General features: G+C 65.8%; 17 protein-coding genes and 1 tRNA gene. 3 read left to right on the top strand and 15 right to left on the bottom strand.

What is annotated here, in order from left to right; translation table 11 throughout:
- Window positions 1-48: 48 nt before the first annotated feature.
- Together WQQ_RS25165 and WQQ_RS01805 are read left to right on the top strand one after the other, a co-directional pair.
- Window positions 49-306, top strand: coding sequence for a MoaD/ThiS family protein (locus WQQ_RS25165; protein ID WP_083844379.1), 258 nt, complete (start codon window positions 49-51; stop codon window positions 304-306).
- Window positions 289-370: transfer RNA gene (locus WQQ_RS01805), tRNA-Leu, on the top strand. The genes WQQ_RS25165 and WQQ_RS01805 overlap by 18 nt, the downstream gene beginning before the upstream one ends.
- Before the next feature lie 121 nt (window positions 371-491).
- Here the strand turns inward: WQQ_RS01805 and fliO are convergent.
- The 15 genes from fliO to WQQ_RS01880 form a co-directional block, all read right to left on the bottom strand.
- Window positions 492-833 carry a flagellar biosynthetic protein FliO gene (gene fliO, locus WQQ_RS01810; RefSeq protein WP_007183334.1) on the bottom strand — a complete coding sequence of 114 codons (342 nt, stop codon included), beginning with the start codon at window positions 831-833 and terminating at the stop codon, window positions 492-494.
- Between the two features lie 13 nt (window positions 834-846).
- The gene (gene fliN / locus WQQ_RS01815; protein ID WP_083844380.1) at window positions 847-1,122 is read right to left on the bottom strand and encodes a flagellar motor switch protein FliN; all 276 of its coding nucleotides are present in this window, start codon (window positions 1,120-1,122) and stop codon (window positions 847-849) included.
- Window positions 1,123-1,211: 89 nt separating this feature from the next.
- The gene (fliM, locus tag WQQ_RS01820; protein WP_007183336.1) at window positions 1,212-2,243 is read right to left on the bottom strand and encodes a flagellar motor switch protein FliM; all 1,032 of its coding nucleotides are present in this window, start codon (window positions 2,241-2,243) and stop codon (window positions 1,212-1,214) included.
- A gap of 4 nt (window positions 2,244-2,247) precedes the next feature.
- Window positions 2,248-2,811 (bottom strand): flagellar basal body-associated FliL family protein, encoded by a 564-nt coding sequence (locus tag WQQ_RS01825; protein WP_007183337.1) that lies wholly within the window; start codon window positions 2,809-2,811, stop codon window positions 2,248-2,250.
- 230 nt (window positions 2,812-3,041) lie between these two features.
- A complete protein-coding gene (locus tag WQQ_RS01830) occupies window positions 3,042-3,986 on the bottom strand; it encodes a flagellar hook-length control protein FliK (protein ID WP_007183338.1) in 945 nt (314 codons plus the stop codon).
- Complete coding sequence (gene fliJ, locus WQQ_RS01835; RefSeq protein WP_007183339.1) at window positions 3,983-4,405, bottom strand: flagellar export protein FliJ; 423 nt, start codon at window positions 4,403-4,405, stop codon at window positions 3,983-3,985. Before fliJ ends, WQQ_RS01830 begins: the two co-directional genes overlap by 4 nt.
- Before the next feature lie 11 nt (window positions 4,406-4,416).
- Window positions 4,417-5,784 (bottom strand): flagellar protein export ATPase FliI, encoded by a 1,368-nt coding sequence (gene fliI / locus WQQ_RS01840; protein ID WP_007183340.1) that lies wholly within the window; start codon window positions 5,782-5,784, stop codon window positions 4,417-4,419.
- Window positions 5,781-6,401 (bottom strand): FliH/SctL family protein, encoded by a 621-nt coding sequence (locus WQQ_RS01845; protein WP_007183341.1) that lies wholly within the window; start codon window positions 6,399-6,401, stop codon window positions 5,781-5,783. The genes fliI and WQQ_RS01845 overlap by 4 nt, the downstream gene beginning before the upstream one ends.
- Before the next feature lie 204 nt (window positions 6,402-6,605).
- A complete protein-coding gene (fliG, locus tag WQQ_RS01850) occupies window positions 6,606-7,592 on the bottom strand; it encodes a flagellar motor switch protein FliG (protein ID WP_040453454.1) in 987 nt (328 codons plus the stop codon).
- A gap of 29 nt (window positions 7,593-7,621) precedes the next feature.
- Window positions 7,622-9,352, bottom strand: coding sequence for a flagellar basal-body MS-ring/collar protein FliF (fliF, locus tag WQQ_RS01855; protein WP_007183343.1), 1,731 nt, complete (start codon window positions 9,350-9,352; stop codon window positions 7,622-7,624).
- A gap of 57 nt (window positions 9,353-9,409) precedes the next feature.
- Window positions 9,410-9,766 carry a flagellar hook-basal body complex protein FliE gene (gene fliE, locus WQQ_RS01860; protein ID WP_007183344.1) on the bottom strand — a complete coding sequence of 119 codons (357 nt, stop codon included), beginning with the start codon at window positions 9,764-9,766 and terminating at the stop codon, window positions 9,410-9,412.
- 226 nt (window positions 9,767-9,992) lie between these two features.
- Complete coding sequence (locus WQQ_RS01865; protein WP_007183345.1) at window positions 9,993-11,501, bottom strand: sigma-54 dependent transcriptional regulator; 1,509 nt, start codon at window positions 11,499-11,501, stop codon at window positions 9,993-9,995.
- Window positions 11,502-11,510: 9 nt separating this feature from the next.
- The gene (locus WQQ_RS01870; RefSeq protein ID WP_007183346.1) at window positions 11,511-11,888 is read right to left on the bottom strand and encodes a response regulator; all 378 of its coding nucleotides are present in this window, start codon (window positions 11,886-11,888) and stop codon (window positions 11,511-11,513) included.
- A gap of 66 nt (window positions 11,889-11,954) precedes the next feature.
- Window positions 11,955-13,439 carry an RNA polymerase factor sigma-54 gene (gene rpoN, locus WQQ_RS01875; protein ID WP_007183347.1) on the bottom strand — a complete coding sequence of 495 codons (1,485 nt, stop codon included), beginning with the start codon at window positions 13,437-13,439 and terminating at the stop codon, window positions 11,955-11,957.
- A gap of 153 nt (window positions 13,440-13,592) precedes the next feature.
- Window positions 13,593-14,240 (bottom strand): response regulator, encoded by a 648-nt coding sequence (locus WQQ_RS01880; protein WP_007183348.1) that lies wholly within the window; start codon window positions 14,238-14,240, stop codon window positions 13,593-13,595.
- A gap of 170 nt (window positions 14,241-14,410) precedes the next feature.
- Here WQQ_RS01880 and WQQ_RS01885 point away from each other — a divergent pair, with 170 nt between their 5' ends.
- Entirely contained in the window at window positions 14,411-16,987 is a 2,577-nt protein-coding gene (locus tag WQQ_RS01885) for a response regulator (RefSeq protein ID WP_007183349.1), read from the top strand.
- Window positions 16,988-17,050 lie beyond the last annotated feature (63 nt).

Raw genomic sequence — 17,050 nt, forward strand, 5'->3', positions numbered from 1 at the left:
GCAAAGAAAAAACAGATCGCGGCTGCGGCTTGCTGTCCCCTCTCCCGCATGCGGATCGAGTTCTATGGGGTGCTTCAAGAAGCAGCAGGGCGTGAGGCGTTAGAACTACCAATCGATGCCCCATCGCGCGTGGCTCATATACTAGAGGAACTTGGAGAACAAATCCCGGCCCTCCAAAGCCATCTTCCCCGCATCGCATGCGCTGTTGGCGACGAGGTGATACCGAGGTCCGAGATGGTTACGGGTGACGCCCCCTTGGTTCTGCTGCCCCCGGTCAGCGGTGGACCTGCCGGGATGGCGGAATAGGTAGACGCACGGGACTCAAAATCCCGCGCCGCAAGGCGTGCCGGTTCGATTCCGGCTCCCGGCAGGGGGAGGGGGAAAGCCTGGAGAGCGAGCACCGCTTTTCGGGTCGGCCCTCTCTCCCCTCGCTAGCGCGAGGGACTCTCTCCCGCACGCGGGAGAGAGGACAAGCTGATACGAATTACCGCTCATGATCCTTCCCTGCCCAAAGCCTTCTTGAGCAGCTCCGCGAAATTCGGCGCCTGCATGCTCTGTTGCGTCGCAGCCGGCTCCATCACCGGCGCCTCGTCGAACACATGCAGCGCATTGACGCGCCCCTGTGCGACACCGATCAGCAAATGCTTGCCGCCCGCCTCGATCCACAGCACGCGCTCGCGCGCACCGACCGACAGCCCCGCATGCACCTGCAGTCCGGCGGCCGACTTCGGCCGCAAGCCCTGCACGCGCCGCAGGCCCCAGGCCAACGCGAAGATCGCGCCGACCACCACGAGCAGGCCGAGCATCGACTGCAGCATTCCGCCGATCGCCACGCTGCTCGCTCGCTCAGCGCAGCTTGCGGATGCGTTCGGTCGGGCTCACCACGTCGGTGAGCCGCACGCCGAAACGATCGTTGATGACGACAACTTCGCCATGCGCGATCAGCGTGCCGTTGACGTAGATGTCGAGCGGCTCGCCGGCCGTGCGTTCGAGTTCGACGACCGAGCCTGGATTGAGCTGCAGCAGATTGCGGATCGGCACACGGGCTCGCCCGACTTCCATCGACAGCGTCACCGAGACGTCGAGAATGACGTCGAGGTTCTGTTCGCTCGACGCGGCCATGTCATCGGAATGCAGGTTCTGAAAGCTGGCGCGGGGCAAGTCCTGCGCGGCGCTCGCACCCGAGCCACTGGATGAGTTCAAGACGGAGTTCACGGGCGGTTTCCTGTGGTCGGCAGAGGGGTCGGAACGGGTGTCGGGGTATGCGGTGCGGGGCGACGGATGATGTCGGTGATGCGAACGGCGTTGCGGCCCCTGGAGATGCCAAACTCGCCGCGAAACACCGGCATGTCTTCGACGTAGAGGTCGACGGTCTTCGGCATCTGGATCGGCAACACGTCGCCGGCTTTCAGATTGATCAGTTGGCGCAGGCTGATCGTCGCACTCGCGAGCTGGCTTTCGATGCCGACTTCGGTGTCCTTGATCTGCGCCTCGAGCGCCTGCGTCCAGCGCTCGTCGCGCTCGGCGCGATCGGACTGCAGACCGGCATCGAGCTGATCGCGGATCGGCTCGATCATCGAATACGGAATCGTCACGTGCAGATGGCCCGAGCCCCCTTCGAGATCGATCTTGAAGCGTGAGACCACGACGATGTCCGATGGGCTCACGATGTTGGCGAAATGCGGATTGACTTCGGATTGCAGAAACTCGAAATCGAGGTCGAGCACCGGTGCCCAGGCTTCGCGCAGATCGGTGAAGACCTGGCGCAACAGCATCTGGATCACGCGGTTTTCGCTCGGCGTGAATTCGCGGCCTTCGATCTTGATCGCGCTGCGTCCGTCGCCGCCGAAGAAGTTGTCGACCACGGTGAAAACCAGCTTGGGCTCGAAGATGAACAATGCGGTGCCGCGCAGCGGCTTCACGCGCACCACGTTGAGGCTGGTCGGCACGTAGAGGCTGTGCGTGTATTCGGCGAACTTCGCCATCTCCAGGCCGACCACGGTCAACTCGGGCGTGCGGCGCAGCAGGTTGAACAGCGAAATGCGGAACAGGCGCGCGAAGCGCTCGTTGATCATTTCGAGCGTCGGCAGGCGCCCGCGCACGATGCGATCCTGCGTCGTGAAATCGTAGCTGCGTGCCTCACCGGGCGCGGCCGGCGCCGGCGTGGTATCGACCGCACCGGAATCGACGCCGTGCAGCAGCGCGTCGATCTCGTCCTGCGAGAGAAGTTCGCGGGAGCTCATGGCGTCACTGCATCACGAAGTTGGTGAAGTAGAGGGCATCGATGCGCGGCTTGCCGGTTTCTTCCTTGAGCACGGCCTGCACCGCGGCGAGCGCGTCTTTCTGCAGCTTCTCCTTGCCTTCGCGCGTGACGATGTCTTCGAACTGCTGCTGCGTGAACAGCAGCATCAGCGTGTTGCGGATGCGCGGCATGTGCAGCGTCGCGGCGTCGATCGCCGCATTGCTGCGCGCCATCAGCTCGATGTCGACCTGCAGATAGCGCATCGTCACGTCGTCATTGAGGTTGACGACGATCGCGGGCGTCAGCGGCAGGTATTGAGCGGCGCCTTCGGCCGAGCCGGTCTTGCCGTGCTCATCGCCATGACCGGAGGATTCCTGTTCTTCGGCAGCGGCCTTCTCGCCGTCGCCTTCTTCGGCATGCGCGGCCGGCTTGGCCTTGGACTGCGTCATGAACCAGACGCCGCCGCCCGCGCCGCCTGCGGCGACCACGGCGCACAGCAGCATCGGCAGCAGGCCGCCTTTCTTCGCAGGCGGTGCGGATGCGGCGGGAGTTGTTGCGGCGCTAGCCATGCGCGAGTCCTCGGGGCGAGTGATGAGACGAGCCACCGAGGCAAGCGCTGTGCCCGCCGACGCTCGACGATTCAGCCGGCAATTTGACGGCGCCGCAGCGAAAATCGGGCGCCGGAAATGCGTCACCACTCGAACATGTCAAAGCGGCGACGCGGAAAGCCGCGCAGGCCCTCGAGGGGGAGTCAGCGCCGCGCGTAAGCCATCGCTCGAAGCGCCGCGAGGCGAGGCGCTCAGGCGAACTGATCGAGCAGCCCGAGCGGACGACGCGTGATCGACAGCCGTTCGACAGGCTCGCCTTCCTCGGGCACACCGGCCGCCTGCGGTCCCGGTCTCCAGCTGCCGGACTGCGAGTGGCCGAAACCTCCGCTGAGTTCGAAGCGTGGAGCGGCGCCGGTCACCACGGTCGTCGACAGCAGCTCGCGCAGCTGGCCCAGCGACGATTCGATCGCCTGCCGAGCCTGCGGCGTCTCGCAATCGAACTTCACGGTCGTCCGCCCATCGTGGCCGAGATCGACGCGAATCTGCAGGCTGCCCCACTCGGCCGGATGCAGCGAAATCGTCGCGCGCTGCGGACCGTCCTTGCGCGCCGCGTCGGCGAGCCAGGTGATCTGCTCGTCGAGCGCCTCGGCGAGGCGTTCGGAGCGGGTCGCATCCAGCGGGGCCGACATCGCCGGAGCGGCGTCGGGACCGGCTGCCGGAGTCGCAGCCGATGCCGATGTCGGCGGCGGCGGCGCTTGCGCCAGCAGGTTCATCGCGTCGGCCGTGGTCGCGTCGGTCGCCACGTCGTCGCTCGCGCTCGAACCGGCGGCGATCTGTTCGAGCAAATCGACGAGCACGCCGGTCGCGCCGCTATCGGTCACGCTCGTGGAACCCGACACGGTCGCGCTCGCATCCGCCGGCTCATCGACGGCATGGCTCATCTGCTGGATCAGCAGCGACAGGCCCGGCGGCAGCGAAGTGGTGGGCTCGTCATCGGTCGATTCGGCGTCGTCGGCCTTCGCGGCAAGCTCGGGGGGATGGCCCGGCTCAGGACCGACAAGCGGCGTATCGCCGGCGAGCAGGAGCTGCATCAGCTGCACGCCGAAATTATCGCCGGCCGCGCTCGAGCCGGACGTCTTGTTCGATGGCGCTTGCGTAGCGGCCTGGCCGGCGACAGGCGCGGCGCAGACGTTCACGTCGGCGAGCCCGGGGCCGCGCTGCGCAAGGCGAGCTCATCGAGATCGCGCTGCGCGCGCTGCTCGTTGCGCTGGCGTTCGTGCTCGCGCGACCGCTCGGCCAGATGATCGTAGACCTGGGTCTGGCGATGGCTCGCGAGCCAGCGCTGGCGCTGCTGTTCGACGACGCGTCTGGATTGCTCGATCGCCCGGCGCTGCTGCGCGATCGCCTCGTTGAGCTTGAGCCGGAAGGCCTCGCGATTGAGCAGCAATTCGACGCTCGTGAGGCTGCCGGTCGGTTCGCGATAATTCTCGAGTTCGCGCAGCTGGCTTTCGCGTTGGGCGAGCTGTCGCCGCGCTTCGGCCAAGGCCTCGGCAGCCGCGTCTTCACGCTGTTCGCTGAGTTGCTGGATCGGTTGCAGGCGCTTGGCGCTGAGCATGCGGGACCTCTTCAGTGATTGAACAGAGCGGCGAGCGCGCCATGGCTCGCTTCGAAGTTCGAGCCTTCGCTGACGTCCTGGCGCAGGAAGGCTTCGATCTTCGGCCACAGCGCGAGCGCTTCGTCGACGCGCGGATCCGCGCCGCGCTGATACGCGCCGATCGCGATGAGATCGCGGTTGCGCTGATACGTCGACACCAGCGCGCGGAAGCGGCGCGCGAGCTGCTGATGCTCGGTCGGAACGATCGAATGCATCACGCGCGAGATCGAAGCTTCGACGTCGATCGCCGGAAAGATGCCGGACTCGGCGATCTGGCGCGACAGCAGGATGTGACCGTCGAGCACACCGCGCGCGGTGTCCGCGATCGGATCGTTCGGGTCGTCGCCTTCGGTCAGCACCGTGTAGATGGCGGTGATCGAACCGCCGCCCTGCACGCCGTTGCCGGCGCGCTCGACGATGCGTGGAATCAGCGCGAATACGCTCGGCGGATAGCCGCGCGTGGTCGGCGGCTCGCCGATCGCCAGACCGATCTCGCGCTGCGCCTGCGCGACGCGCGTGAGCGAATCCATCAGCAGCAGAACGTTCTGTCCGCGGTCGCGAAAGCTTTCGGCGATCGAGGTGGCGAGCCAGGCGCCGCGCAGGCGCTGCATCGGCGAGCGATCGGCCGGCGTGGCGACGACGATGGCGCGCTTGCGCCCCTCTTCGCCGAGACTGTGATCGATGAAGTCGCGTACTTCGCGGCCACGCTCGCCGACCAGGCCGACGACGATGACGTCCGCATTGGTGAAGCGCGTCATCATGCCGAGCAAGGTCGACTTGCCGACGCCGGTGCCCGCGAACAGACCGAGACGCTGGCCGCGACCGACCGTGAGCAGCGAGTTGATCGCACGCACACCGGTGTCGAGCGGCTCGGCGATCGGCTCGCGCGCGAGCGGGTTGATCGGCGCCGACGAGACGCTCGCGCGCTCGCAATTCAAGCGGCCGAGATCATCGAGCGGACGGCCTTCACCATCGAGCACGCGCCCGAGCAGACCCGGACCGACCGGCACCGTCGGTGCCTTGGCCTGCGGCACCACGCGCGCATTCGCCTGCACGCCGCGCAGATCGCCGATCGGCATCAGGTAGGTGCGCTCGCCCGAGAAGCCGACGACTTCGGCTTCGACCGCGCCGCCATCCGCGTTCAGCACGTTGACGCGCGAACCGAGCCGCGCCTGGCAACCGACGGCCTCGAGTGTCAGCCCCGTGACGCGCTTGAGCTGGCCTTCGATGACCACGGTCTGCGCCTCGCCCACGCGTGCCCGCGCGCTGCGCAAGGCCGAAAGCAGATGACGGTCTCGCGAGGATCTGAACGTATTCGCAGCGAAGCCCGGCGTGTTCATTCGCCATCACCGAGCAGGGCGCGCGCCACGCCCGACTGGCGCGTATCGAGCAGCGCATCGACCTGCGCGCTGTCGGTCAGCAGGCGGCAATCGCCACGCTGCAATTGCTTGTCCGGCACCACTCGCCAGACCGAAACGTCCGCCGGCGCCGGCAAGTGCTCCGCGAGCAAAGCCGCATCGGCCGGATGCAGGTGCACGCGCGCTTCGCGTGGAGGCTGCGCGAGCGAGGCGATGGCCTGATGCACGGTGTTCGCAGTCAGCGTCGGGTCGAGTTGCAGCTGCTCGTCGACTAGACGGCGCGCCACTTCGATCGTCAGCGCCACCAGCGTGCGTTCGACTTCGGCATCGAGATCGGCGAGCGGGCGCGACAGATGGTCGATCAGGTCGCGCAGGCGTTGTGCCTCCTCGTGCACCGCCGCGATGCCGCTCGCACGTCCGGCCTGCAGGCCTTCGGCATGGCCTCGCTGAAAGCCTTCTTCGTGCGCGGCGCGCTCGATCGCTTCGAGCTCCTCGGCCGTCGGCATCGCGATGACCGGCTCGACGATTTCTTCCGAGCGCGTCAGCAGCGGCATTTCCCAGCGGCGGAGCTGGGCGGGGTCTTCGATGCGCAGGGTCATTTCGAAACCTCTTGCACCGCACCGTTCCTCTCTGCCGCTCGCGGGAGAGAGTCCCTCGCGATAGCGAGGGGAGAGAGGGTCCGCCGGAAAAGATCGGTGCACTTTGCGGGCAACCCCTCTCCCGGCGCTCCGCGCCACCCTCTCCCACAAGTGGGAGAGGGGACCAGCATGGCTGCACAAAAATTCATGGATTCAGCGGCACCCTCAAACAAAATCATCGCCCTTCCCTCCCATCGCGAGTTCACCCGCTTCCGACAGGCGCCGCGCGATGCCGAGAATTTCCTTCTGCGCTGCCTCCACATCGACAAGCCGGACCGGACCACGCGCCGCCATGTCCTCGACGAGCATGTCGGCCGCGCGCTTGGACATGTTCTTGAGGAACTTGTCCTTGACCCGGCTATCCGCACCCTTGAGCGCGGTGCACAGCAGATCGCCGCCGACTTCGCGCAGCAGCGATTGAACGCCGCGATCATCGACGTCGCCCAGATCGTCGAACACGAACATGAGGTCCTGGATGCGCTGTGACAGATCGCTGTCCGATTCGCCGATGCGCGAAATGATCGCGCCTTCGGTGGTCGAGTCCATGAGGTTCAGGATGTTCGCCGCCACCTTCACGCCGCCGACGCTCGACGACTTGAGGTTGTTGCCTCCCGAGAACTGCTTTTCCATGATTTCGTCGAGTTCGCGCAGCGCGGCAGGCTGAATGCCATCGAGCCGCGCGATGCGCATGAGCACGTCGCTCTGCATGCGCTCGGGCAGCAGCGCGAGCACTTCGGCGGCCTGGTCGGAATCAAGGTAGGCGAGCACGATCGCGACGATCTGCGGATGCTCGTTGCGCACCACATCGGCCACCGCGCGCGTCTCCATCCACTTGAGCGCTTCGAGGCCCTTGCTGTTGCGGCCGAGCAGGATGCGATCGATCAGGCTGCTGGCCTTGTCCTCTCCGAGCGCGCCGACGAGCACGCGGCGCACGTAGTCATCGGCACCGACGCCGAGCGAGGTCTGCGAATCGAGCTCGGTGACGAAGCGCGTGACCACGTTCTCGACGCGGTCGCGCGTGACGTTCGACAGCGAAGCCATCGCCTGTCCGACGCGCTGCACGTCCTTGGCGCCCATGTGCTTGAGCACTTGCGCGGCTTCGGCTTCGCCGAGCGACATCAGCAGAATCGCAGCGCGTTCAGGGCCTGCGATCTTCTCTGGAATCACGGCAAGATCCGCCATCAGGAGTTCTCTTCGTTGAGCCAGGTCTTCACCACCTGGGCGACGCGCTTGGGATCTTGATTCACCGCATTGCGAGCGGCCGCGATGCGGGTTTCGTAGTGCGGATGCGAGTTCGCGATCGCCGGCATCGCGTCGACGGCCATGGCGTGGTGGCCGGGCGCGGATGACAGCGACAGCTGATCGGTCTGCAGCGATTCGTGCGTGAGCGCATCGGCTGCGGATGCATCGGCGATCGCATGCGCCGCTTCAGGCTCGTCCTTGCGCGCCGGGCCCATGACGAGCTGGCGCAGCAGTGGCCGTACGATGAAAACGATGAGCCCGAGCAAGACCAGCGCGCCGATGCCCTGGCGCGCGTAGTCGCGCACGTCGCTGCGCTGCCAAAGCGGCGTTTCCTGCGGCGCTTCGACCGCCTGTACGACGAACGGCGCGTTCTGCACCGTCACGCTGTCACCGCGCGACGCATCGAAGCCCACGGCCTGCTTGACGAGCGCTTCGACCTTGGCGAGTTCGTCGGCCGTCAACGCGGCATTGCCGATCTTGCCGTCCGCTCCGACACGCGGAATGTTGTCGACGAGCACCGCCACCGAGATGCGGCGCAGGCGGCCGAGCGCCTGGCGCGTGTGGCTCAGCGTGCGATCGAGCTCGTAGTTGCGCGTTTCCGAGCGCGTGCTCTGGGTCGGCGGCGTGGTCGCGGCACTGCTCTGGCCGTTACTCGGAGCGCTCGCGTTCTGCGTTGCGGTCTGCGGCACCGGAGCTGGCGGTGGCTGATTGCTCGTCGCGCCCGGAATGCCTTGCGCCTCGCTGCTCGAACCGTCGCGACGCGTTTCTTCGTTGAGCTGCTCGCTGCGCACGACCTGGCCGTCCGGGCGATAGCTTTCGCGCGCTTCTTCGGTGACTGAGAAATCGAAGTCGGTCGCCACCTGCGCGCTCAGGCGATCGGCGCCGAGCATCGGGGCGAGCAGCGATTCGATGCGACGCACGTAGTCGGCTTCGGCCCGACGCGCGAACTGATACTGCTCGCCGCTCTCGGCGAACTCGCTCTTTTCTTCGGTGTTGCCGAGCAGGCGGCCATATTGATCGATCACGGTCACGCTCGTCGGCGCCATGCCGTTCACGCTCGAAGCGACGATGTGCTGGATCGAATCGACCTGGTTCGCCTCGAGCTTGCGGCCCGGATGCAGCTCGACGACGACCGAGGCCGATGCGCCGCCGCGACCCTGCTGGGTGAACGCGCTCGGCTTGGGCACCGCCAGATGCACGCGCGCGCTTTTGACCGGCTGCAGGCTCGAGACCGTGCGCGCGAGTTCGGTTTCGAGCGCGAGCTGGTAGCGCGCGTTTTCGATGAACTGCGAAACGCCGAAGCCCTGATCCTGCTGGATCATTTCGAAGCCCGGCGCGCTGCCCTTGGGCAGGCCGAGCGCGGCCGTCTTCAGGCGAGCGGCATGCACCTGATCCGGCGCGACGGTGACCGCACCGGTGGAAGCGTCGAGCCGATAGTCGATCGCGGCGGCGCGCAAGGCATCGGCGAGCTCGGCCGAATCCTGGGCAGAAAGGCCCGGATACAGCGGCAGGTATTCGGGCTTCTGCGACCAGTTGTAGAGCGACAGGCCGACCGCGACGGCGATCGACACGGCCGCGAACATCGCGAGCTGGCGCAGCAACGGAACATCCTTGAGGCCTTGCATCTGCCTCAAGGTGTCGATTGCGCTTTGGGTGGTGAGTTCGGCCATAGGTGTCTCAGTTCATCGAATCGTTTCGCTGCTCGTGCGCAGCTCGGCGCAACTGGACTAGAGCGGCATGTTCATGACTTCCTGATACGCGCTGACGACGCGATTGCGCACTTCGACCATCGCGCGAAACGACACCTGCGCCTTGGCCGAAGCCACCATCACGGTCGCCAGATCGGTGTTCGGATCGCCGAGCTCGAAGGCGCGCTGCTGAGCGCTCGCACCGTTCTGCGCGTCAGCGACGTTCCGAATGCCCTCGCGCACGAGATCGGCGAAGCCATTGCCCGGCTGCGTCGCCTGCCCGCCCTGCGTTGCGATGTCGCCGCGCAGCGGGGGCAGGCCAGCCGGCTTTGCACCGGCTTGCTGGCTCAGCGTTCTGATCTGCGACAACACACTGTTGATGTCGACGCTGCTCATCGCGGTATCCTGCGAAACATAAGGTCGCGGACTTAAGGCAAGCGCTGTGCCCGACTGTAGCGAAGCGCTTCGCCCAGGCGTTTCAATCAGTCGACTCGCACGGTGACGAATTCCCGGCGAAGCTTTCGCGCCGGAATGCCGACGCCGCGCTTTCAGCGGTTGCGCAAAACAAAAAAGCCCAGGTCGGACCTGGGCTTTTCCGCATTCGACAATCGGCACATACCCTTCAGGATTGTCGTGCGCGGCCGACGCTTTCGTTCTGCGGACCGTCGAGCGGATCGTCGTCCTGCAAGTCGCGCGAGAGGCCGTACTTGCGCAGCTTTTCGACGAGCGTGGTGCGACGCGTGTTGAGCAGCTTGGCCGCATGCGCGACGACGCCATCGGACTTGTCGAGCGCCTGCTTGATCAGGTCGATCTCGATCGCCTCGATGTGATCTTTCAGGTTCACGCCTTCGGGCGGCAGCTGCGAACCAAGGCGCTGCGCCACCGGCGCCTCGGCCGACTGCGGCAGCACGACGCAGTCGTTGTAGACCGGCGCAGGCTTGGGCGCCGGAGCCTGCGCCGAAGCGGTCGCGGTGCCGGCCGCCACCCCCCGATACTGGCGCGGCAATTCCGCGGCGCTGACCTGGCGCCCCGGATGCAGCACCGCAAGCCGTTCGAACAGGTTCGACAGCTCGCGCACGTTGCCGGGCCAGTGATACGCACGCAGCGCATGCACCGCATCGGCCGTCAGCGCGGCCTGGCCGTGGCCGTTGCGCTCCATCGCCTTGGCCAGATCGTCCATCAGCATCGGCAGGTCTTCGAGACGCTCGCGCAGCGGCGGCATTTCGATCGGGAACACGTTGAGGCGGTAGTACAGATCCTCGCGGAAGCTGCCCTTGATGATGGCGTCCTCGAGGTTGCGATGCGTGGCCGCGATAATGCGCACGTTGCAGCGCTGGCTGCGCGTTCCACCCACGCGCTCGAAAGTGCGCTCCTGCAGCACGCGCAGGATCTTCACCTGCATCGGCAGCGCCATGTCGCCGATCTCGTCGAGGAACAGCGTGCCGCCGTCGGCCATTTCGAAGCGGCCCTTGCGCGCGGTGATCGCGCCCGTGAACGCGCCCTTCTCGTGGCCGAACAATTCGGATTCGAGCAGCTCGGACGGAATCGCTCCACAGTTGACCGCAACGAACGGCTGGTCGCGCCTCGCGGACTGATCGTGAACCGCCCGCGCCGCCACTTCCTTGCCGGTGCCCGATTCGCCCGTGATCATCACGGTGGAATCGAACGGCGCAACCTGCGCGATCATCTGCCGCACGCGGCGGATCGCGGTGGAGTTTCCGGTCGGGCCGGAGCGACGCGTGGCCGCGGCCTGACGGTCCATGCGCAGCAGGCCCGCGCGCCGCAGCAGCTCGTTGAGCTGGCTGTATTTGACCGGGGTTTCGAGCGTCAGCAGCGCCGATTCGTCGAGGCCCAGGCGCTCGCGCGCCATCTCCAGATACGGCTGCAGCACCAGCACCGGCGGGTGATAGCGATCACGCCGGAGCCAGTCGACGAACTGCTCGAGCCGATCCCATTGCGTCTCGTGGCCGAGCAGGATCGCGAGCCAGTCCTGCGGACGATGGTCGGCCAGCGGAATCTCGGCGACGCTGTCGACATGGACCGCGCGATAGTCGATGAACTGCAGGATCGCCGCGTGCGCGTGGGCGCGCTCCGCGTCGTGGTCGATGATGAGTACGCGTGATTCGGACATGTAGACGCGCTAGCCAACCACCGGACCGCGATTGCTGAGGAACAGCGCGATCTGCTGCTCGTAGGCGTTCTTGCCGACAAAGCCGTCGGCGCCGGCCGCGGCGGCGTGCTCGCGATGTTCGGCATCGTCGTAGTAGCTGGCGATGACGATCTGCGGCGGCTGGTGCTGCGCCTTGATGAGTCGGGTGGCCTGCAATCCGCCCATGCCGGGCATGACGAGGTCCATGATGATGAGGTCGGGGTGCAACTCCTCGGCAAGGCGGACGGCATCGAATCCGTCATAGCCGAAACCGATCACTTCGACGCCGTCCATGGGCGTCAGCAAATGCTTCGACAACGCCAGAAAGGCCTGATTGTCGTCGACCAACAAAGTCCTCAACCGCTTCATCGTGTATTTCCTTGGTAGCCGCAGCAGGCCTGTACTTCCTGTACATGGCAGCTTACTCCGGACGGCTTACGCCGTTGCTCTCTGCAAAGGCAGCATACGCTCGGGTGCCGGGGGGATGCGCATCCCCTCCCGATACTTGGCCACCGTGCGACGCGCCACATTCACGCCCCGGCGCGCTAGCAGCGCCGCGACTTCCCCATCAGACAACGGACGTGCACGGTTTTCGGCGTCGATGATCTTGCGAATCATCGCGCGGACCGCTGTACCCGAGGTCTCCGCCTCGCGTCCGGCAATTTGCACGGGGAAGAATGCCTTGAGCGGGTACACGCCCCAAGGAGTAAGGGCGTACTTGTTGGCAACGACACGACTAACGGTTGATTCGTGGACCCCGATGGCATTCGCGACGTCCATCAGATTGAGCGGGGCCATCGCCTCTTCGCCCCGGATCAGGAACTCGCGTTGGCGCTCGAATACCGTGCGGGCGGTCCTGATCAGCGTCTCCTGGCGCATTTCCAGGCCACGCACCAGCCAGCGGGCCTCGTTGAGCTGGTCGCGCAGGGCTTTGAACCGGGCGGCCGCGCCGGGCCCACCGATCGCCTTTTCGTAGCCCCGGTTGATGCGCACGCGCGGCAGGGTTTCGGGGTTCAGCTCGACGCGCCAGGCGCCCGGACGACCACTGACGATGATCTCGGGCACTACCGCCTGGGCTGCGACGGCCCCACTCGCGCCGGGCTTGGGATCGAGGCTTTTGATCAGAAGCAGGGCCTGGTGAATCTGCCCGATGCGGTAATCGAGCAGCGAAGCCAGCGCGCCTTCGGTCAGGTTGGCCAATGCCCCGATATGCTCACGCACGATTTCGAGCGCGATGAGCCGGCCCTTTGTGCCGACCGGCAAGGCTTCGAGCTGCAGGCTCAGGCACTCGGACAGGCTGCGTGCCGCGAAGCCGGTCGGCTCCACCGATTGCACGCGACGCAGGGCGGCCTCGGCTTCCGCGATCGTGTAACCCTGCGTATGCCTGGCGACGATGTCTTCGAGCGACTCGCTCAGGTATCCGCTGTCGTCGACCGCATCGATGATCGCGGCGACGAGTTCGGCCTCGCGCGCCTCGGTCACCACGAGTTGCAGTTGGGCGAGTGCCTGCAGGCGCGGATCGCTCGGCAGGGCTTCGGCGACTCGGGCGGAAGCCGGTTCGCCGTCTTCCTCGGGCGGCTCGCCGCCGCTCCAGCTTTCGCTGCTCGACCAGTCGAAGTCGGCCTCGACCTCGCGGTGGGCACCGGCATCCGCTCCGCTGACTTCGCGCACGGATTCGGCCTCGGAACCGTTCTGGTCGATGGAGTCCACTGTGGCCTCGGCGTTCGGTTCGGACGGCGCCTCGAGTTCGTCGTCGAGCTTATCGTCGGCCTCCAGCAGCAGGTTCGATTCGAGCGCCTGCGTGACTTCGAGCTCGAGCTCCTGCGAGTTCAGCTGCAGCAAACGGATCGACTGCAGCAATTGCTGCGTCATGACCTGGCTTTGTCCGGCCTGCATCCGCAGCTGTGGCTTGGCGCTCATGGACGGTCTCCTCTGGGGTTCTTGATGAGCCGAACAGCGGCCCGTAATCCATAGTCCCTACTGGAGCCGAATAGAAAAATAGGAGTATTTCTTACGCTTTGTAAGGATAATTCCCACAACGGAAACCGGACGTTACAGCGGCCTGAAGCAGGCTTACTCGAGGGCTCCCGCCTCCATCTGAAGACGGGTCGCGAAGTGGATCAAAGCATTGATATTGCTCAGGTCCAGCGCCTGCATGAGGCGCAGCCGGTGGGTTTCGACGGTCTTCGCCGATACCCCCATGAGCAGCGCGATCTCCTTGGTCGACTTCCCTCGCCCCACGAGTTGCAGCACTTCGCGCTGACGTGACGAAAGAATGACGCTGTCATGGGGGCGTCGCGACCGACGGCGTTCCAGAGCATGACGAGCGACATGCGGGCTCAGGTACGGATTGCCGTCGATCATTGCGCGCAGGGCGATCTGCAGCTCCGCGGGCTCGGCCGACTTGCTCACGTAGCCGGCGATGCCGGCGCGGAGCGCGGCCTTCACCTGCACCGCCTGCAGCTCGGCACTGACGACCAGGATGCGCAACTGCGGCATGTGTCGCATGAGCCTGCGCGCAGCGTCGACGCCGCTCATGCCGCTCAAGCTGAGCTCGGTCACCACGATTCCAGGCTTTTGTTCGACCACCACGGCGAGCAGCTCATCGCCGGTCGAAACCTCGGCGCAGACCTGCAGGCCTGGCAGGGTTTCGATCAGGCAACGCAGGCCACTGCGAACGAGCGGCTGCGGATCGGCCAGGACGATTTTCGTCGGGCTCATGGGCAAAGCGGGATTCCTGATCGAGTCGGGTTCCGATGATAACGGCCGCTCGCCGCGACCGGCGCAGCTTGTCGAAGTCGCGCGGCACCTGCCGGTGACTCAGGTCGTTCCCGCCTCATCGCATCTCGGGCATCATCGTCGCACCTTCCCGCGACGACGCCCTTTGCACAATGGACGCCGCCTTCCCAGTCTGGCCCCGCGTCAACAGCCAAACCGCCGCACTGGTTCGAGCCTTCGACTGGTCCCGTACCTCGCTCGGGCCGATCGCGAGCTGGCCGCAAAGCCTGCGCACGACGGTCGAGATCGTGCTCGGCTCACCGGTCGCCATGGTACTCATGTGCGGTCGCGATCACGTCATGATCTACAACGACGCCTATTCGCTGATCGCCGGCAAGCGTCACCCGCAAGCGCTCGGCGGCACCGTGCCAAGCATCTGGCCCGAGATCTGGGAAAGCTGGAACCGCCGCATCATCGAGGCCGGCTTTCGCGGCGAAACGCTCACGTACACCGATCAGCAACTGCTGCTCATGCGCAACGGCGCGCCCGAAGAGGTCTGGTTCGATCTGTACTACGCGCCGACGCGCGATGAGGCGGGCGTGGTTTCCGCGATACTCTGCACGGTGGTCGAAACCACTGCGAAGGTGCTGGCGCTGCAGCGCCAGCAGCAGAACGAGCAGCAGCTCAAACGGCTCAACGAGGAGCTGCGTGCGCAGCGCGAGGCCATCGAAGCCGCCAATCGCAAGCTCGAAGCCGAGACCGATTTTCTGCGCGACATGTTCCAGCACTCGCCGAGCTTCATCGCCGTATTGCGCGGGCCCGACCACGTGTTCGAACTCCTCAACGAACCGTATCAGCGGCTGATCGGCGATCGCGAGGTGCTCGGCAAGCCGATTCGTGAGGTGATGCCCGAGGTGGCCGAACAGGGCTTCGTCGATCTGCTCGATCGCGTCTATCGTACCGGCGAGCCTTTCGTCGGCACGCACGTGAGCGTGCTGCTGCGTCGCCGCGACGACGAAGAACTGCGCGAGCACATCCTCGACTTCGTCTACCAGCCGATCCGCGCGAAGGACGGAGCGGTGATCGCCATCTTCGTCGAAGGCACCGACGCCACCGACCGCGCGAGCGCGGAAGAACGCCTGCGCATCGCGCAGAAAGCCGGCGGCATCGGTGCCTTCGAATGGTTTCCGGACACCGGCGAAGTCGTCATCTCCGACGAGTTCCGCCGCATCTGGAACCTGCCCGCCGACTCCGAGGTCAGCGCCGATACGCTGGTCTCGCTGGTGTTGCCGGACGATCGCAAACGCACCGGCCCCGCGCTGCTCGAGAACACGCCCAACCCACTCGACTACACCGAGTACCGGATCCGCGATCCACAGACCGGCGAGATCCGATGGCTCGCGCGTCGCGGCGAAGTCATACAAGACAACGACCGCCTGCCGCAGCGCTACGTCGGGGTCTGCTTCGACATCACCGCACGCAAGAGCATCGAGGAAGAGCTGCGCGTGCTCAACGACACACTGGAGCATCGCGTCGCTACCGAAGTGGCCGAGCGCTCCGCCGCCGAAGAGGCCTTGCGCCAGGCTCAGAAAATGGAGGCCGTCGGCCAGCTCACCGGCGGCATCGCACACGATTTCAACAACCTGCTGCAGGGCATCGTCGGCTCCCTCGATCTGGTGCAGACCTACATCACGCGCGGTCGCCTGGTCGAGGCGGATCGCTTCGTCGGCAGCGCGATGACCTCTGCCAATCGCGCGGCTGCGCTCACGCATCGGCTGCTGGCTTTCGCACGTCGCCAGCCGCTCGATCCCAAGCCGGTGCACGCCAACCAGCTGATCGCGTCGATGGAAGATCTGCTGCGTCGCTCGCTGGGGGTTTCGATCGACATCGAGCTGGTGCTCGCGGGTGGCTTGTGGATGACGCGCTGCGACACCAACCAACTCGAAAACGCGATCCTCAATCTCGCGATCAACGCGCGCGACGCCATGCCCCAAGGCGGCAAGCTCACGATCGAAACCTGCAACGCACATCTCGACAACGCTTACGCGGCGCGGCAACGCGAAGTCACGCCGGGCCAGTACGTCTGCATCTGCGTCACCGATACCGGCGATGGCATGACGCCCGAGGTGATCACGCGCGCCTTCGACCCGTTCTTCACGACCAAGCCGGTCGGCCAGGGCACCGGGCTGGGCCTGTCGATGATCTACGGCTTCGCACGGCAATCCGAGGGTTACGCGAAGATCTACAGCGAGGTCGGGAAAGGCACGACGGTGAAACTCTACCTGCCGCGCTTTCACGGCAACGACGAAGACCATTCCATCGGCCTTGAAGCCGAGCACAGTCCCGTCCACAACGCGGGTGAGACCATCCTGCTCGTCGAAGACGAGCGTGTGGTGCGCGCGCTCGTCGCCGAGGTACTGCAAGAGCTCGGTTACTCCGTACTCGAGGCCGCGGATGGGCCAACCGCGGTGAAGCTTCTCGACTCGGAACGCCGCATTGATCTGCTCGTCACCGATATCGGGCTGCCCGGACTCAATGGACGGCAGGTTGCCGATACGGCGCGCAAGCTGCGCCCGGAGCTCAAAGTCTTGTTCATGACCGGCTACGCCGAAAACGCCGCCGTGTCATCGGGCTTCCTGGAGCCGGGCATGCAGATGATCACCAAACCGTTTCCGATGAAGACGCTTTCTTCGCGGGTCGGCGATCTGATCGGCAAGCCGCGCGGCGGGCCCGCCAAGCCTACCCGATGAGCATCGTCAGACGAACAGACGAAGGCCCGCGCCGACGGCGAGCCCCGCAACGAAACAAGTGAG

It is taken from the genome of Hydrocarboniphaga effusa AP103, assembly GCF_000271305.1.
In the GTDB taxonomy this organism is placed as follows: domain Bacteria; phylum Pseudomonadota; class Gammaproteobacteria; order Nevskiales; family Nevskiaceae; genus Hydrocarboniphaga; species Hydrocarboniphaga effusa.

Bases quoted from the DNA above. Each gene is read 5' to 3' on its own strand.
- WQQ_RS01845 (WP_007183341.1), bottom strand. From the start codon at position 6,401: ATGACCCTGCGCATCGAAGACCCCGCCCAGCTCCGCCGCTGGGAAATG.
- WQQ_RS01865 (WP_007183345.1), bottom strand. From the start codon at position 11,501: ATGTCCGAATCACGCGTACTCATCATCGACCACGACGCGGAGCGCGCC.
- fliF (WP_007183343.1), bottom strand. From the start codon at position 9,352: ATGGCCGAACTCACCACCCAAAGCGCAATCGACACCTTGAGGCAGATG.
- fliN (WP_083844380.1), bottom strand. From the start codon at position 1,122: ATGGCCGCGTCGAGCGAACAGAACCTCGACGTCATTCTCGACGTCTCG.
- WQQ_RS01870 (WP_007183346.1), bottom strand. From the start codon at position 11,888: ATGAAGCGGTTGAGGACTTTGTTGGTCGACGACAATCAGGCCTTTCTG.
- fliE (WP_007183344.1), bottom strand. From the start codon at position 9,766: ATGAGCAGCGTCGACATCAACAGTGTGTTGTCGCAGATCAGAACGCTG.
- WQQ_RS01885 (WP_007183349.1), top strand. From the start codon at position 14,411: ATGGACGCCGCCTTCCCAGTCTGGCCCCGCGTCAACAGCCAAACCGCC.
- fliI (WP_007183340.1), bottom strand. From the start codon at position 5,784: ATGAACACGCCGGGCTTCGCTGCGAATACGTTCAGATCCTCGCGAGAC.
- WQQ_RS01880 (WP_007183348.1), bottom strand. From the start codon at position 14,240: ATGAGCCCGACGAAAATCGTCCTGGCCGATCCGCAGCCGCTCGTTCGC.
- fliM (WP_007183336.1), bottom strand. From the start codon at position 2,243: ATGAGCTCCCGCGAACTTCTCTCGCAGGACGAGATCGACGCGCTGCTG.
- rpoN (WP_007183347.1), bottom strand. From the start codon at position 13,439: ATGAGCGCCAAGCCACAGCTGCGGATGCAGGCCGGACAAAGCCAGGTC.
- WQQ_RS25165 (WP_083844379.1), top strand. From the start codon at position 49: ATGCGGATCGAGTTCTATGGGGTGCTTCAAGAAGCAGCAGGGCGTGAG.
- fliJ (WP_007183339.1), bottom strand. From the start codon at position 4,405: ATGCTCAGCGCCAAGCGCCTGCAACCGATCCAGCAACTCAGCGAACAG.
- WQQ_RS01825 (WP_007183337.1), bottom strand. From the start codon at position 2,811: ATGGCTAGCGCCGCAACAACTCCCGCCGCATCCGCACCGCCTGCGAAG.